The organism is Pseudomonas sp. MYb2, assembly GCF_002979955.1.
In the GTDB taxonomy this organism is placed as follows: Bacteria; Pseudomonadota; Gammaproteobacteria; order Pseudomonadales; family Pseudomonadaceae; genus Aquipseudomonas.
The window spans coordinates 22,984-38,763 of the sequence record NZ_PCQC01000006.1; the positions used below are offsets into that span (position 1 = coordinate 22,984).

Genomic DNA, 15,780 nt, shown 5'->3' on the forward strand with positions numbered 1-15,780 from the left:
ATTGACCGAACAAAGGCTTCCCATGAGCGTAGATGCGCAAGATGTAGTACTCGTCGTCGAGGACGAACCGGTTATCTTGATGGTCCTGACCGATTATTTGTCAGGGCAGGGCTATCGTGTGTTGCAGGCGGACAGCGGCGAGCAGGCTTTCGAAATCCTTGCAAGCAAGCCGCATCTGGATGTGTTGATCACCGACTTCCGTTTGCCCGGCGGCATCTCTGGCGTGCAGATCGCCGAACCGGCGGTCAAGTTGCGACCTGACCTCAAGGTGATTTTCATCAGCGGTTATCCGCAGGAAATCCGCGAGACCGGCAGCCCGATCACGCGCAAGGCGCCGATCCTCGAAAAGCCCTTCGATCTGGATGTATTGCAGGAAAAAATCCAGGAACTGCTGGCCTGATATCTGTGTAGGAGCTGCCGCAGGCTGCGATCTTTTGATGTTGATCGTTAAAAACAAGATCAAAAGATCGCAGCCTGCGGCAGCTCCTACAGTCTCAGCATTATCAGCTTTTGATCATTTCGCGGACCTTCGCGGTCAGCAGATCGAAGGTGAAGGGCTTGGTGATCATCTGCATTCCCGGGTCGAGAAAACCGCCGCGTACTGCCGCATGCTCGGCGTAGCCGGTGATGAATAACACCTTCAGGCCAGGCCGGTACTGCCGACCTACTTCGGCCAGTTGCCGGCCGTTCATGCCCGGCAGGCCAACGTCGCTGATCAGCAGGTCGATCCGTTGCGCCGAGTTGAGGATCGGCACAGCGCCGTCGGCATCACTGGCTTCGACAAACGCATAGCCCAACTCACTGAGCACGCCGCTGACCAGTACGCGCACGGCCGGATCGTCTTCGACAATCAATACGGTTTCGCCATCCATTGCATGAGGAGTCTGCCCGCTGTCGGTAACCGGTTGCTCGTCTTCTTCGCCGCGAAAGCGCGGCAAGTAGAGTTTGACTGTGGTGCCTTGATCGATTTCGCTGTCGATGGACACATGCCCGCGCGACTGCTTGCTGAAACCGTAGATCATCGACAGGCCCAGCCCGGTGCCCTGACCGATCGGTTTGGTGGTGAAAAAGGGATCGAATGCGCGGTTTATCACACTTTGCGGCATACCGCTGCCGTTGTCGGTGACGCTGAGCATCACGTAATCGCCCGGTTCAAGGTTGCTGCAGGCCTCGGTGAATTCGCTATCCAGCACCTGATTGCTGGTTTCCACCACCAGTTTTCCACCCTCGGGCATCGCGTCGCGGGCGTTGATCACCAAGTTGAGCAGGGCGCTTTCCAGTTGATTGGGATCCGCTTCGGCGACCCACAATTTGTCGTGCAGGCGCATGTCCAGATGAATGCTTTCGTTGAGACTGCGCTGCAGCAGTTCCCCCATCGACAGCACCAGGGTATTCATTTGCACCGCTTTGGAGTCGAGTGACTGCCGACGGGAAAACGCCAGTAGTCGATGGGTCAGGCTGGCGGCGCGGTTGGCTGAGGTCACGCCGAGGTCGATCAGGCTGTCGAGATCGTCCGTACGCCCGCGCGCCAAGCGCCGGCGCAACAACTCCAGGCTGCCGATAATCCCGGTGAGCATGTTGTTGAAGTCGTGTGCGATGCCCCCCGTGAGCTGGCCGACCGCTTCCATTTTCTGCGACTGACGCAATGCTTCTTCGTTATGCCGCAATTGCGCGGTGCGTTCTTCGACTTGGTGTTCAAGGGTTTCCAGCGTCGATTGCAGACGTCGCTCGCTTTCACTCAAATCGATCAGTCGGTCGCGGGCTTCGTATTGTCGTCGTCGGCCACGCAGGGCGGCGGACACCAGACTGATCAGTGTCGCTGGATGAAACGGGCGTTCAAGAAAGGTGACGTTGCCGAGCAGATTGCTCAGTTTCGAGGAGGGGCCTTGCTCTTGTCCGCCGTGATGAGTGAGCAGCACGATCGGCAGATCCGACCACGCCGGCTGCAGCTCCAGATGCAGGAACAGCGCTTCGAGTTCCGGGCCGCGCAAGGCTTCGGCAGCGATCAACAGCAAGCCTGCGCCGAGTTCCAGTTCGGTACAGAGCGTGCCCAGCCCGGGCGTGACCAGGCCGCCATAACCTGCCTCGTTGAGGATCATCAGGGCAATCTGACTGTCGCGACCCACGGGGGCCAGAATCAGCGCCCGTTCGGCCAGCGGCACCGACACCGTCACAAGGTTTCTTCCTGAAGCAGCGGGTTGCTTGCGCCGAGGTAGGTCGGTACACCGCGCAACACACCCTGAAAGGCCTCAAGTGGTTCGCCGATGGTCATGCCTTGCGCCGAAATGCGGTATTCACGAATCGTCGATTCATGGCTGCCGGTGCGTTTCTTGATGATGGAAATGGCCCGGCGCACCTTGCCCAGTGCTTCGAAATAACGCAACAGAATCACCGTGTCGGCCAGATATGTGATGTCGACCGGTGCCTGCATGTCGCCGACCAGGCCATGCTGGGCGACGGTCATGAATGTCGCAGCACCTTTGCGGTTAAGGTACAGCAGCAACTCGTGCATGTGCAGCACCAAGGCGTTTTCTTCCGGCATCGCTGCCTGATAACCATTGATACTGTCGATGACCACGGTTTTGATCTGGCCCTCATCGACGCAACGTCGCACCCGATGGGAAAACTCGCCTGGCGACAACTCGGCCGCATCGACCTGATCGATCAGCAGATTACCGGTGTCTTGCAGGGCCTTGAGATCAATGCCGATGTTCTTCATGCGCTCGAACAGCAAGCCCAGTTCTTCATCGAAAATAAACAGTGCAGCTTTTTCGCCGCGTTGTACGGCGGCAGCGGCAAACACCATCGAGATAAGTGATTTACCGGTACCGGCGGGACCGAGAATCAGTGTGCTTGAGCCGGTTTCGATGCCGCCACCGAGCAGAGCATCCAATTCCTTGATGCCGCTGGTCAATTGCAGGCGTGGGTAGTCGCCGCGATGTTCTGCCGCCACCAATCGCGGGAACACATGCAAGCCGTCGCCCATGATGGTGAAATCATGGAAGCCGCCGCGATACTTCTGGCCTCGGTACTTCACCACTCGCACGCGCCGTCGCTCGGCGCCGTAGTTGGGCGTCAGCTCTTCGAGGCGGATGACCCCGTGAGCGACGCTGTGCACGGTCTTGTCGAGTGATTCGGTGGTGAGGTCGTCAAGCAGCAGAACCGTGGCGTTGTAGCGCACGAAATAATGCTTGATCGCCAGAATCTGTCGGCGATAGCGCAAAGAACTTTGTGCCAGCAAGCGAATCTCCGAGAGGCTGTCGAGCACTACGCGGGTTGGCTTGACACGCTCGACGGCCTCGAAAATCTGCTTGGTCGCCTCGCCCAACTCCAGATCGGAAGAGTAGAGCAAGCTTTGCTGGTGCTCGGCATTGAGCAGGCTTTCCGGCGGCGTCAGCTCGAAGATCACGATATTTTCGTCCAGCTCCCAGCCATGCGATGCGGCGCCTTGGCGCAATTCACGCTCGGTTTCCGACAGCGTGATGTACAGAGTGCGTTCGCCCGCAACGGAGCCCGCCCTCAGGAAGTGCAAAGCGGCAGTGGTTTTGCCTGTACCGGGTTCACCCTCAAGCAAAAAAACATGCCCGCGAGACAATCCACCGGCCAGGATATCGTCCAGACCATTGATGCCGGTGGCAGCTTTTGCACTGATAAACTCGTTGGATGTAGACAAAAAATGCCCTCTCATGACTACGGGAATCGAGGTCGCTGACAAAAAATCGTGCGGCCTGAATTACTTGACCCGCTGCCATGATGGCAGTTCCGCACTTTCTTTCGGAATGTGCCAAGAGAACAGTTGCTTGTCGGTCAGAGTCCTTGCTGTAACGCCGGGTCATCCGGGTTCAGTTGTTCGAGTTGCGCCAGCAGAACCTGAACATTTTGCAGCTGTCCGCTTTCCTTCCAGTAATTGATCAGTAATACCCGCGCCTTGCGGTCGGCCGGGTGGCGCTGGACGATTTCCTGCAGTTGCTTCTGCGCCGCTTCCAGCTCCTGCGCGCTGTGCAGGGTGGTGGCGAGGTCGTAACGATAGTCCTTGTTGTCGGGCTCGAGTTCGACTGCTTTGGACAAACCGAGCAAGGCGTATTCACGCTGGTTGTGGTGCAGCAGCCAAAGCCCCAGGGCATGTTGCAGATACGCCGAGTCAGGCTGGGCCTTGAGTTGTTGCGCAAGTAACTGTCGGGCGGCATCGCTCTGGCCCTGACGGTCGAGTACATCAATCTGCATGACCAGCGCCGGCAAATTGCCAGGCTCGACACGCAAGGTATTGTCCAGTGCTTCCTGCGCCTGCTTGAGTTCGGCGTTATGTATATGGAGGCGCGCCAGTTGCAGATAAATGGCAGCGCTCGGCGACTGTTCCTTCAATGCTTGCTCCCAACCGTCGATGGCCTGTTGCAACGGCGCAAAGTACAAGCCGAGCTCATCCGGTGACAAGCCGAGCAGGGCGTTGATCGCGGCAAAACGCACGCTTTGGTCCTCATCATCGAGCAATGGCCCGAGCAACAGGCTGCGTTGCCCGCCCGGCACCAGTCCAATCAGACTTCTGATCGCTGCCAAACGCACTTCGGGTGCTTCATTCTGCAGGTCTGCGTCTGCCAGTTTCAACGCTTGCGGGCTCGGGTAATTGGGCAGTTCGGCATGCAGCCAGAGGCGGCGTTTGACCGACAGGTCCGGGCGCCCCAATTGCTGATACAGCTGACGTGCCGCGCCCGGCTGGCCGGCACGGGCGGCCGCCAATGCTTCGCTATAGCCATGTTTGATCGCGTCGGGCACCACCGGTGCAGTGCTGCGCAGGGACAACCAGCCGACGAAGATGACCAGTGCGAGGCCAAGGCCGATGAGCAGATAGCGGCGGGACTGAGGCATGCGGGGTTCCGGAAGCGTGGATACTTGAGCAGAGCGGCAAGCTTCGGTCAGCTCGGGCTGCGAGTCAAACCCCGTGCATGCGAATCGCCCTACAAGTCGCGTCGACTCAGTTAACCGTCAGGCTCTCGATGCAGTGTCTACGCTTGCAGGAGTCGCTTCGATGAGTGTGCCCATGCAAGCCCTGCTCAATTATTTCAATGCTGTGATCCATCCCGGTCGAGCCGTGTTGCTGTTTGCTCTGCGCACCATTGCGGCAGGGCTGCTGACGTTGTATCTGGCGTTTCTGTTCGACCTCGACCAGCCCAAGTGGTCGATCATGGCCGTGGTCATCGTCAGCCAGCCTTTGGCGGGAATGGCCCTGGCACGCAGTTTTGGCCAGGTGATCGGTACCACGCTCGGGGCCGCCGTAGCGGTATTGCTCATGGCGATCTTTCCGCAGGCACCATTACCCTTCATTACTACGTTGGCGTTATGGCTGGCAGTGTGTACGGCGGGTGGCACGTTGCTGCGCTACACCAGTTCCCAGGCGTTCGTTCTCAGCGGTTACACCGCAGTGGTGGTAGCGTTGCTGGCGATCCCGGATCAGGACGGCACGTTTCTGCTGGCTGTTACCCGGGTTACCGAAACCTTGCTCGCCGTGGCGTGTGTCTGCTTGGTGAGCCTGCTCACGGCCCGGCCGGAAGCGGTCGCCAGCGGCTACTTCGCCAAGGTCGATCAGGTGATCAAACTGGTCGCCAGCCACGCGGCTGCGGTCATCCGCACCGAAGAAAGCGAAGCCGATTTCCAGCGCCGGCAAATGCAATTGCTCGGTGAAATCAGCGCATTGGAGGGATTACGCCGGCATCTGTATTTCGACGCGCCGCGTTTGCGCAGTGCCAACAATCTGGTGCTGCTATTAGGTAATCAATTGATGCTGCTGACCTCAAGATTGACGGCGCTGCGTCATCAACGGCAATTGTTGACCGAGCGTTGGGAAGGGGATTTGCCACTCGACGTCCAGCGCCTGCGTGCAGAGGAGCTGGCACTTCTCGACCAGTTGGCGCAGCAGGGCCGCGCGTTACCGGCCGAAGCACGACACCAGTTCGTCACGTTGCAGCAGCAATTCGAACAGCTTGCCTACAAGTCCGAACAATTGACTGAAGAGATGAGCGCGACCCTGCGCTCCCTGGCGTGGGCTCTGCGCTGGGAACAGGCGCGTCTTTTGCGGCAACTGGAGCAGATCCTCGAATTGAGCGAGGCCATCCAGGAGGGACGCGAGGCCAGTTGCATGTATCGCGGCCAGGCCAGCCCGCTGCATCTGGATTTCACCCTGGCCTCGATGAACGCCGTCCGTGCCTTTACAGCGCTGCTGGTGGCCGGGCTGATCTGGATCGAAACCGCATGGGACGGCGCTCGGGGCGGGATGATTCTGGTGGGGATCCTGTGCTCGCTGATGGCAACGTTTCCGCGACCGCTGATGGCCGCACAGAGTTATGCACGCGGGCTGGGGCTGGCGCTTTTGGTGTCGCCGCTCTACCAGTTCGCGCTGGTCCCGGCAGTCAGTGATTTCGAACCCCTGGCCTTGTTACTGGCGCCATTGTTGTATGTCATCGCAGTGGGACTCGCGAGCCCTGCAACAGCGGGGATCGGCATGGGGCTGGGGCTCTCGAGTTTCCTGATGATCGGCCCGCAGAATATCGGTACCGGGCAGAACACTGCGATTCAATGGTTTGAATTTGCCGGTGCCTATGTCAGTGCGGCAATGCTTGCCTTGATCGTTTACGCGTGGATTTTCCCGTTTCGCCCGGTGCTGCGCATTCGCCGCTTGTACAACGAGGCGCGGGAGCAGGTGTATCAGTTGAGCAAGGCGCCGGCCACCGACGAACAACAGTTTGCCTTCGAGAGCCGGATGACCGATCGACTGACGAGCATGCTTGGGCTGCTGCCTGCTGCAAATGACCGGGCGATGCAGCAGTTGTATGAAATCAGTCTGGCCTGTGTCGCACTGGGGGTGGCCACGCACCAACTGCGGCAACAGGCACAGAACAATACTTTGCTCACGCAAACCTTCAGTCAGCAGTTGTCTTCGGCATTGCGCCAGACCGCGCGGTTTGTCGCCGGACGTGCGGACGCGCAACTGACGCCGTTGCTGGGCACGCTGCACACCCTTGGCGAGCAACTGGACGCGTTGCACGTCGCCAGTCACGCGCATTTATGGTCGGTATTTCGCATGCGCGTGGCATTGCTGATCGTCGAGGCTTTTCTGCAGCGTCATGGTGAACATTTGCAACGAAACATCGAGGAAGGAGCGCCAGCCATTGCCCATTGATTTCGAAATTGGCGGCGTTTACTTGCCGCCCATTGCTCAGGCGCTGTTGCTGGCCATGCCGATTTTCATGCTGCTCGACTGGCTCTTGCGGCGCATGGGCGTACTGCGGCGGGTCTGGCATGAAGCCCTGTTCGAAGGCGCCTTGTATGCCTGCGTTTGTGCCACGCTGATTCTGTTGATGGGAGCCTGACATCTTGAAATTGTTACTCGCGCGGTTGACGACAGTGGCAGTGGTGATTCTGGCCATCGTGCTCGGCTGGTTTGCCTGGGAGCATTACACCCGCGCACCATGGACCCGGGATGCACGGGTGAGAGCGGACGTGGTGACGTTGTCGGCAGACGTCTCGGGGCGCATTGTCAGATTGGCGGTGCAGGACAACCAGCACGTCGACAAAGGCCAGTTGTTGATGGAGATCGATCCTGCGCGCTACACCCTGGCAGTGGAGCATGCGCGGCGTTCGGTGGAAGTGGCAAAGGCTACATTGGGGCAGTCGCAAGCAGCGATCATCTCCAGTGAAGCCTTGCTCAAACAGCGCCAGAGTGAAGAGCGCCGGCGGCGTACGCTGAAGCAGGGTTTCGCCATCTCGGGCGAGGAATGGGAGAAATCCAGCACTGACGTGGCCGTGGCCCAGGCCGATCTGTTGCGCAACCAGGCCAATCTCGGCCTGGCTGAGGCCAATGTGCAGTTGGCTATTGCTGCGCAGACTCAGGCCGAACTCGATTTGCAGCGCACCCGCGTCGAGTCTCCGGTCAGCGGCTACATCACCAATCTGCTGACCCGAGAGGGCGATTACGCGGTAGCGGGCGGCGCGCTGTTGGCGCTGGTCGACAGCGAATCGTTCTATGTCAGTGGGTATTTCGAAGAAACCAAGTTGCCGCGGATCGAAGAGGGGGATCGGGTACGAATCCAGTTGATGAGCGGTGAAGCGTTTGGTGGCACGGTGCAAAGCATTGCCTTCGCCATTGCCGACCGGGAAAACGCCCCGGGCAGCCGATTGTTGGCCAACATCAACCCTAGCTATACCTGGGTGAAACTGGCGCAACGGGTGCCGGTGCGGATCGCCATCGACGCCGACTATGCCGGCAAGAATCGCCTGCGCGCCGGCACCACCGCCACGGTCACCGTCGAACACCCCTGACAATGCTGCGCCCTGACACCCCCCCCTGCGGCAGCTCCTACAGGGAGAAGGTTCGAGTATTAGGCAGGCACAAAAAAGCCCCGCGACCGAATGATACGCGGGGCAAAGAATCTGGTTGGTTGCGGCCAACCAAAGGAGCTCTTTAACAATCGATTACTTGCTGGCGACGGTCTCCGGCTGCCAGCCGCCACCTAGAGCCTTGTAGATCGCGACGATGCCGCGATACAGATCGACTTCAGCCTGGGCTTGAGTGTCTTCAGCGTTCAGACGCTCACGCTGCGCATCGAGCAGCACAAGGAAGTCCGTGGTGCCTTCGCGATAGCGGATTTCAGCCAGATCAGCGGCCTTGCGGCTCGATTCACTCTGACGAATCAGCGAGATCAGGCGTTGCTGACGTTTGCCGTAATCACTGAAAGCGTTTTCCGACTCCTCGAGGGCCAGCAGCACTTGCTGCTCGTAGGTCGCCAGCGCGCCTTCGGCTTCAGCATCGGCGCCGCGCAAACGGGCGCGCACGCTGCCAAGGTCGAACGCCGCCCACGTGATGCTCGGACCGAGTGCCCAGGCGTTGGCCGCCGAGGAACCGATCTGTGAACCACGCCCGGCCGTCCAGCCGAGGAAGCCACTAAGGCTGACCCGAGGAAACAGGTCGGCTTTCGCCACGCCGATGCGCGCCGTGGCCGAAGCCAGGTTGCGTTCCGCACTGAGAATGTCCGGGCGACGTTGCAGCAGTTCACCCGGGTCACCGATCGGCAAGGCCTTGGCTATCGCTGGCAAGTCTTTTGGACTCAGGTCGACGGTCAGCTTGTCCGGGCGCTCGCCCAGCAGGGTAGCGATGCGGTTCTTCTGCCGAACCTGCTCCGCCTGCAATTGCGGCACGCTGGCTTCGACCGAAGCCAGGCGTGCATCGGCACGCTCGACATCGAGTTGATCGCCAACACCGGCGTCACGCAGGCTGATGGTGATCTTACGCGACTCCTGCTGGTTGTTCAGGTTGGCCACGGCGATCTTTTCCCGCAATTGCGCACCACGCAGTTGGCCGTAAGCGTCCACCAGTTCGGCAATCATGGTGACTTGCAATTGATACAGATCGGCTTCAGCGGCTTGCTGGTCGGCGTCGCTGGCTTCCAGATTACGCTGGATGCGCCCGAACAGGTCGAGTTCCCAGGCCATGTCCAGACCGAGGTCATAGCGTTCACTATTGACCCGGTTGGTGGTCTGGCCAGGGATTTGGCCCTTGGCCAAGTCACTGCTGGCGCGGCTGGTGATGGTTGGCATTGCGTCATTGCTGGCGTCGTCGCGGATCGCCCGGGCGGCTTTCCAGCGGGCGAATGCCACGCGCAGTTCACGGTTGCCTTGCAGCGATTGCGTCACCAACTGGTTGAGGGTCGGATCGTCGAATTGCTGCCACCAGATGCCTTCGAATTTCGTACGGTCGAAGTTCTTTTGCCCGGCGGCGCCATCGGTAGCGGCCGTGATATTGGCCGCCTCCGTGGTTGGGGTCTTGTAGTCGGGGCCGACGGCGCAGGCACTGAGGGCCAGCACCAGCAGGCTCGGCAGGAAGACTTTCAGACTCATTGTTGCGCCTCCAGTGGCTTTTGAAGATTGAGCGCCTTGGCTGCTTTGCGCTGCTCACCGCGTTCGACGAAATTACGGATCAGTACGTAGAACACGGGCGTCAACAACAGGCCGAAGAAGGTCACCCCGAGCATCCCGGAGAACACCGCCACACCCATGGCGTGACGCATCTCGGCACCGGCACCGCTGGAGAACACCAGTGGCACCACACCCATGATGAACGCGAAGGAGGTCATCAGGATCGGCCGCAGACGCAGACGGCATGCTTCCAGTACTGCAGCGAGCGGGCCGAGACCTTCTTCCTGTTTGTCCTTGGCAAACTCGACGATCAGAATCGCGTTCTTACAGGCAAGTCCCACCAGTACGATCAAACCGATCTGGGTGAAGATATTGTTGTCACCGCCCGAGATGATCACGCCGGTAATGGCCGAGAGCAGGGTCATCGGTACGATCAGGATCACCGCCAGTGGCAGGCTCCAGCTTTCGTATTGAGCCGCGAGTACCAGGAACGCCAGCAGTACGCAGAGCGGGAACACGAACAGCGCAGTGTTGCCGGACAGAATCTGCTGGTAGGTCAGGTCGGTCCATTCATAGGTCATGCCGTTCGGAAGTTCTTCCTTGAGCAGTTTTTCGATGGCTTTTTCGGCCTGGCCAGAGCTGTAACCCGGGGCTGCGGCACCGTTGATTTCAGCGGTGATGAAGCCGTTGTAGTGCATCACGCGATCCGGGCCCGAGGTGTCGCTGACCTTGATAAAGGTCGCCAACGGGATCATTTCGCCTTTGTTGTTACGGACTTTCAGCTGACCGATCTGATCGGATTCGAGGCGGAACTGCTGTTCGGCCTGAACGTTGACCTGATAGGTGCGGCCAAAACGGTTGAAGTCGTTGGCATACAGCGAACCCAGGTAGATCTGCAGGGTGTCGAAGATGTCGCTGACGGCCACGCCGTGTGTCTTGGCTTTTTCACGGTCGATCGCGGCATCGACCTGCGGCACGTTCACGGTATAACTGGTGAACAGGCCAGCCAGTTCCGGCACGCTGTGGCTCTTGTTGATGATGTTCATGGTTTCTTTGTACAGCTCGTCGTAGCCCAGGTTGCCCCGGTCTTCGATTTGCAGGCGGAAACCACCGATGGTGCCCAGACCTTGTACCGGCGGTGGCGGGAAAATCGCCATGTACGCTTCTTGAATGTTGGCGAACTGGCCGTTCAAGGCCCCGGCGATTGCACCGGCGGACATGCTCGGGTCTTTACGCTCGTCGAACGGTTTCAGGGTCACGAACACGATGCCGGCGTTCGGGCTGTTGGTGAAACCGTTGATCGACAGCCCCGGGAACGCTACGGCGCTTTCCACGCCTGGCTGTTTCAGCGCCAGATCAGACATGCGCTTGATCACATCTTCGGTGCGATCCAGGCTCGAAGCGTCCGGCAATTGCGCGAAGGCCACCAGGTATTGCTTGTCCTGGCCCGGCACGAAACCGGTCGGGGTGCTGGAGAAACCGAAGAAGGTCAGCACCATCAGGCCTGCGTACAGGAGGAGGGCGATGCCGCTGCTGCGGATAACCCGCCCCACAGTGCCGACGTAGCCATGGCTGGCACGGTCAAAGAAGCGGTTGAACGGACGGAACAACCAGCCACCGAAGATCTTGTCGAGTGCTTTGGAAAAGCGGTCTTTCGGCGCGTCGTGGCTTTTCAGCAAGACTGCGGCCAACGCTGGCGACAAGGTCAGCGAGTTGAATGCCGAGATCACCGTCGAGATCGCGATGGTCAGTGCGAACTGCTTGTAGAACTGCCCGGTGAGACCGGAGATGAATGCCGCCGGAATGAACACCGCACACAGCACCAGTGCCGTGGCAACGATCGGACCGGTCACTTCACGCATGGCGCGCTTGGTGGCTTCCACCGGGTTCAATCCGAGTTCGATGTTCCGTTCAACGTTCTCCACCACCACGATGGCGTCGTCGACCACGATACCGATGGCCAGTACCAGGCCGAACAAGGACAGCGCGTTAAGCGAGAAGCCAAACAAATGCATCACCGCAAACGTACCGATCAACGATACCGGCACCGCCACCAACGGAATGATCGAGGCGCGCCAGGTTTGCAGGAACAGGATCACTACCAGTACCACGAGGATCAGTGCTTCAAAGAGGGTGTGAACCACCGCCTCAATCGAACCGCGCACGAAGATCGTCGGGTCATAGACGATGCTGTAATCCATGCCTTGCGGGAAGCCTTTCTTCAACTCGTCCATTTTCGCCCGAACGTCGTTCGAGATGTCGATGGCATTGGAGCCTGGACGCTGAAAGATCGGGATGGCTACGGCCGGCTGATTATCCAGCAACGAACGCAGCGCATATTGGCTGGAACCCAGCTCAACGCGAGCGATGTCTTTGAGGCGCGTGATTTCACCGTCGTCGCCTGCACGAATGATGATGTTCTCGAACTCTTCCTCTGAGACCAGACGGCCTTGAGTGTTCACCGATAGCTGAAAGCTCTGGGCATTCGGGGCAGGGGGCGCGCCCAATTGACCGGCTGCAACCTGACGGTTCTGCTCACGAATCGCGGTGACCACATCGGTCGCGGTCAGGTTACGCGAAGCAGTCTTGTTCGGGTCGAGCCAGACACGCAGCGAATAGTCGCCCATACCGAACAGTTGCACGTCACCGACGCCGTTCAGACGCGCCAGCTCATCCTTGATGTTGAGGATCGCGTAGTTCGACAGGTAGAGCATGTCGTAGCGTTTGTCCGGCGAGGTCAAGTGCACAACCATGGTCAGGTCGGGCGACGCCTTGTCGACGGTGATACCGATGCGCGTCACTTCTTCGGGAAGTTTCGGCTCGGTACGGGTCACCCGGTTTTGCACCTGCACCTGCGCGTTGTCCAGGTCTGTGCCCAGGGCGAAGGTGATGGTCAGGGTGATCTTGCCGTCGGCGGTCGACTGCGAGGACATGTACAGCATGTTCTCGACGCCGGTAATCGCTTGCTCCAGCGGAGCGGCCACGGTTTCACCGATGACTTTAGGGTTGGCACCCGGGAAGTTCGCACGTACCACCACGGTCGGTGGCACGACTTCGGGATATTCACTGATCGGCAACTGGAACAGCGAGATCGCACCGGCGATCAGGATCAGCAGCGACAGCACCGCTGCGAAGATCGGCCGTGAAATGAAGAATTGGGAAAAATTCATCGGAGTTGTCGTCCCTTAACCGCGTGGGGTCGTGGCGGCCAGCTTCACAACCGCACCGGACGCACCCTTGGCAGGGGCGACTTTGGGCAGGTTGCTGGCTTCCAGCGCTTGACGTTGTTGAGCGAGTGCCGCGATGGTCTGTTCGCTGGCCATCGGTACCACTTCAGGGGTGACCGGCGAGCCAGGGCGAACCCGTTGCAGACCCTTGACGATGATCGTGTCGTCCTTGTTCAGGCCGGTACGGACGATGCGCAGGTCTTCGATTTTCGGACCCAGTTCGACGGCGCGGTACGCGGTTTTGTTGTCCGCATCCATCACCAGCACGAACTTTTTGCCGAGGTCGGTACCGACCGCTTCGTCGTTGATCAGCATCGCGTTGTAAGTGCCGCTGCCGACCAGTTTCAGTCGTGCGTACAGGCCCGGGGTGTAGGTGCCGTCGCTGTTGTCGAACACCGCGCGACCACGGATGGTGCCGGTTTTCGGGTTGACCTGGTTGTCGACGAAGTTCATCTGACCCAGGTGCGGATTGCCGTCCTCGTTGGACAGGCCCATGTACACCGGAGTCGTGGCGCCACGCTGACCGTTACGGGCCAGTTGGGTGTATTTGAGGAAGACGCGCTCGTCAGCGTCGAAGTAGGCGTAAACGCGATCGGTTGAAACCACGCTGGTCAGCGGCGTAGTGTCTGCGGTCACCAGGTTACCGGCGGTGATTTCGGCACGGCTGACACGGCCACTGATCGGTGCGGTCACGCGGGTGAAGCTGAGGTTCAGTTTGGCCAGATCCAGCTGCGCCTGCAGGGCACCGACAGCAGCTCGGGCTTCTTGAGCCGCACTGGTACGCGAGTCGGCGAGCTCTGCAGAAATCGCGTTGCTGGCACGCAGGCGTTCGCCACGACCAGCTTCGTTTTCACTGCGGGTGGCGTTGGCGCGGGATTGGGCTACGAGGGCTTCGAGGCGGCGCACCTCAGCCTGGAACGGACGCGGGTCGATCTGGAACAGCAGGTCGCCTTTCTTGACCAGCGCGCCTTCAGTGAAAGCGACTTGATCGATTTGGCCGGAGACCCGTGGACGGATTTCAACGGTTTCCGGCGCCTCAAGGCGCCCGGTGAATTCGTCCCACTCGTTGACCGGTTGCTCGATTACCTTGGCCACGCTGACTTTGGCAGCAGGCGCGGTGGCGGCAGTCTCCGGAGTCTTGCCGCAGGCGCTCATCACCAGTACGGCCAACAAGGCCAACGGGAAGCGCAAATGTTTGAGTGACTGTTCCATGGATGCATCCGCCAATGTATTGAAGATGGGCGGATGATGATCGGCGGGGTGTGATGGCACGAATCGAATGAAGCAAAGGTAACTATCATTCGGAATGATATAAGACCCGAACGAGCCCTCTAGTATGCGTCTTTCGTTAGGGGGCTATCAATATCCGTGATGAAAGTTTCATGATGCGTTGCGTAGCAAATCACGGTGCAAATCCGCAGGCCAGAAACAAAGAGACGGCCATGAAGGCCGTCTCGATCAGCTAGATGCCGATGTGTATCAGTTGATGCCTTTGCGGTTCGGACCGAAACGGTTCGGGCCCGGCTGGCTGTCTTGCGCCAGGAACACCAGGTTGACGATTGGCAGCAGCAACCACCAGCCGCTACGATCGGTGTCGTGCATACGACGTACACCAACGGCAATGCTCGGCACTAGCAGCGCCAGATTATAAAGACCTTGCAGAACCCCGCCGGTTTTGAAAAAACCGTCAATGAATCCCATAACGAACGCAACACCCATGCTGATCAGGAAGAACAACCAGTATTCACGGCGCGTAGCACGACCGTTGAATACCGCGTAATTCTTCAATGCTTCAAGGTAAGGATTGCCCGTCGAAATGGCGGGGCCTTGTGCATAGGACTGTTGGGTTGCCTGAGGCGCCCCGCACTGTGGGCAAGCCACGGCCAAAGTGCTTATTTCCTTGGCGCAACCGCGGCAGAAAACCATGCTCATATTTTTTCCCTAAAATTATTCAATCGATAGACACAGCAAAACCAACGCGGTAAGGCCAGACAAAATGATGCCGGCGATCGCAAGGTTTCTTCCTGAGTGTTTTTGGTTGATGCAAATGATGCCGCAGGCGAGGCCGGCGATGCTGATAAAACCAACACCGAGGATCGTTTCAGCGTCCCATTCGGAATCATCAAAGAGCGTGAGTGCGCAGATAATTCCGAGGATCATCGAAACGATGGCTAGCCAAGGTACTTCGGCTTGCGTTTGCGGCACGAAGGCCTGTTGGCTGGCCCCGCACTGGGGGCAAGAGAGCGCCGTTTCGTGAAGCTCCTTGGCGCAAGCACGACAATAGACCATTGCCATCGTTTTCCTTAACTGAGTGCGAAATCCCGACCTTCCGTAGGCCGAGGCGGCGCTAAGTTAATCTTTATTACCAAATTTGTCATCAGGCACTGTGCCACTAATGGCATTTTTGCCCTTGTAGAAGCTGTGGTGGGTGGTTCAACACTCCTTTGAGAGCCTCAAGACCTATAAGTCCCGAGCAAGCGCCTGACATGCACATTTCGCTAGGGGGCTATAAATCTGTTTGGTGACAAATCTGCGTAGCGGTGCGTGCAAAGGTCATGACCGCAGATGAAATGATTGCATTTGAATAGTGGCTCTATGATGTTATTTTTCGCGACCCATTTCCTGTTTCATTCGCTCAAGGAGAAAGAGC

General features: G+C 58.9%; 12 protein-coding genes. 4 read left to right on the forward strand and 8 right to left on the reverse strand.

The genetic code is table 11. The annotated features are described in order from the left end of the window. The first annotated feature begins 22 nt into the window (after nt 1-22). A complete protein-coding gene (locus CQ009_RS11505; protein WP_064389868.1) occupies nt 23-400 on the forward strand; it encodes a response regulator in 378 nt (125 codons plus the stop codon). 103 nt (nt 401-503) lie between these two features. On the opposite strand, the gene CQ009_RS11515 is transcribed toward CQ009_RS11505, so the two are convergent. From CQ009_RS11515 to CQ009_RS11525, 3 genes are all read right to left on the reverse strand, one after another. After that, nucleotides 504-2,174, reverse strand: coding sequence for an ATP-binding protein (locus CQ009_RS11515; RefSeq protein ID WP_105706217.1), 1,671 nt, complete (start codon nt 2,172-2,174; stop codon nt 504-506). Further along, nucleotides 2,171-3,673, reverse strand: a complete 1,503-nt coding sequence (locus tag CQ009_RS11520; RefSeq protein WP_064389870.1) for an ATPase domain-containing protein — start codon at nt 3,671-3,673, stop codon at nt 2,171-2,173. The genes CQ009_RS11515 and CQ009_RS11520 overlap by 4 nt, the downstream gene beginning before the upstream one ends. Before the next feature lie 134 nt (nt 3,674-3,807). Continuing rightward, a complete protein-coding gene (locus CQ009_RS11525; RefSeq protein ID WP_064389871.1) occupies nt 3,808-4,863 on the reverse strand; it encodes a tetratricopeptide repeat protein in 1,056 nt (351 codons plus the stop codon). Between the two features lie 172 nt (nt 4,864-5,035). Here CQ009_RS11525 and CQ009_RS11530 point away from each other — a divergent pair, with 172 nt between their 5' ends. Genes CQ009_RS11530 through CQ009_RS11540 form a run of 3 tightly spaced genes read left to right on the forward strand, consistent with a single transcriptional unit; the run spans nt 5,036 to nt 8,310 of the window. Then, nucleotides 5,036-7,171, forward strand: a complete 2,136-nt coding sequence (locus CQ009_RS11530; RefSeq protein ID WP_105706832.1) for an FUSC family protein — start codon at nt 5,036-5,038, stop codon at nt 7,169-7,171. Next, nucleotides 7,161-7,361 (forward strand): DUF1656 domain-containing protein, encoded by a 201-nt coding sequence (locus tag CQ009_RS11535; protein WP_064389872.1) that lies wholly within the window; start codon nt 7,161-7,163, stop codon nt 7,359-7,361. Before CQ009_RS11530 ends, CQ009_RS11535 begins: the two co-directional genes overlap by 11 nt. A gap of 4 nt (nt 7,362-7,365) precedes the next feature. Further along, on the forward strand, nt 7,366-8,310 hold the full coding sequence (locus tag CQ009_RS11540; protein WP_105706221.1) for an HlyD family secretion protein: 945 nt from the start codon (nt 7,366-7,368) through the stop codon (nt 8,308-8,310). 153 nt (nt 8,311-8,463) lie between these two features. Here the strand turns inward: CQ009_RS11540 and CQ009_RS11545 are convergent, their stop codons facing one another. The 5 genes from CQ009_RS11545 to CQ009_RS11565 form a co-directional block, all read right to left on the reverse strand. Then, nucleotides 8,464-9,885 (reverse strand): efflux transporter outer membrane subunit, encoded by a 1,422-nt coding sequence (locus tag CQ009_RS11545; protein WP_064389874.1) that lies wholly within the window; start codon nt 9,883-9,885, stop codon nt 8,464-8,466. After that, the gene (locus tag CQ009_RS11550; protein WP_064389875.1) at nt 9,882-13,073 is read right to left on the reverse strand and encodes an efflux RND transporter permease subunit; all 3,192 of its coding nucleotides are present in this window, start codon (nt 13,071-13,073) and stop codon (nt 9,882-9,884) included. The genes CQ009_RS11545 and CQ009_RS11550 overlap by 4 nt, the downstream gene beginning before the upstream one ends. Nucleotides 13,074-13,088: 15 nt before the next feature. Then, the gene (mexE, locus tag CQ009_RS11555) at nt 13,089-14,342 is read right to left on the reverse strand and encodes a multidrug efflux RND transporter periplasmic adaptor subunit MexE (RefSeq protein ID WP_105706224.1); all 1,254 of its coding nucleotides are present in this window, start codon (nt 14,340-14,342) and stop codon (nt 13,089-13,091) included. Between the two features lie 267 nt (nt 14,343-14,609). Then, entirely contained in the window at nt 14,610-15,062 is a 453-nt protein-coding gene (locus CQ009_RS11560) for a DUF805 domain-containing protein (RefSeq protein ID WP_064389877.1), read from the reverse strand. Between the two features lie 15 nt (nt 15,063-15,077). Next, the gene (locus tag CQ009_RS11565; protein WP_105706228.1) at nt 15,078-15,425 is read right to left on the reverse strand and encodes a DUF4190 domain-containing protein; all 348 of its coding nucleotides are present in this window, start codon (nt 15,423-15,425) and stop codon (nt 15,078-15,080) included. Between the last annotated feature and the right edge of the window lie 355 nt (nt 15,426-15,780).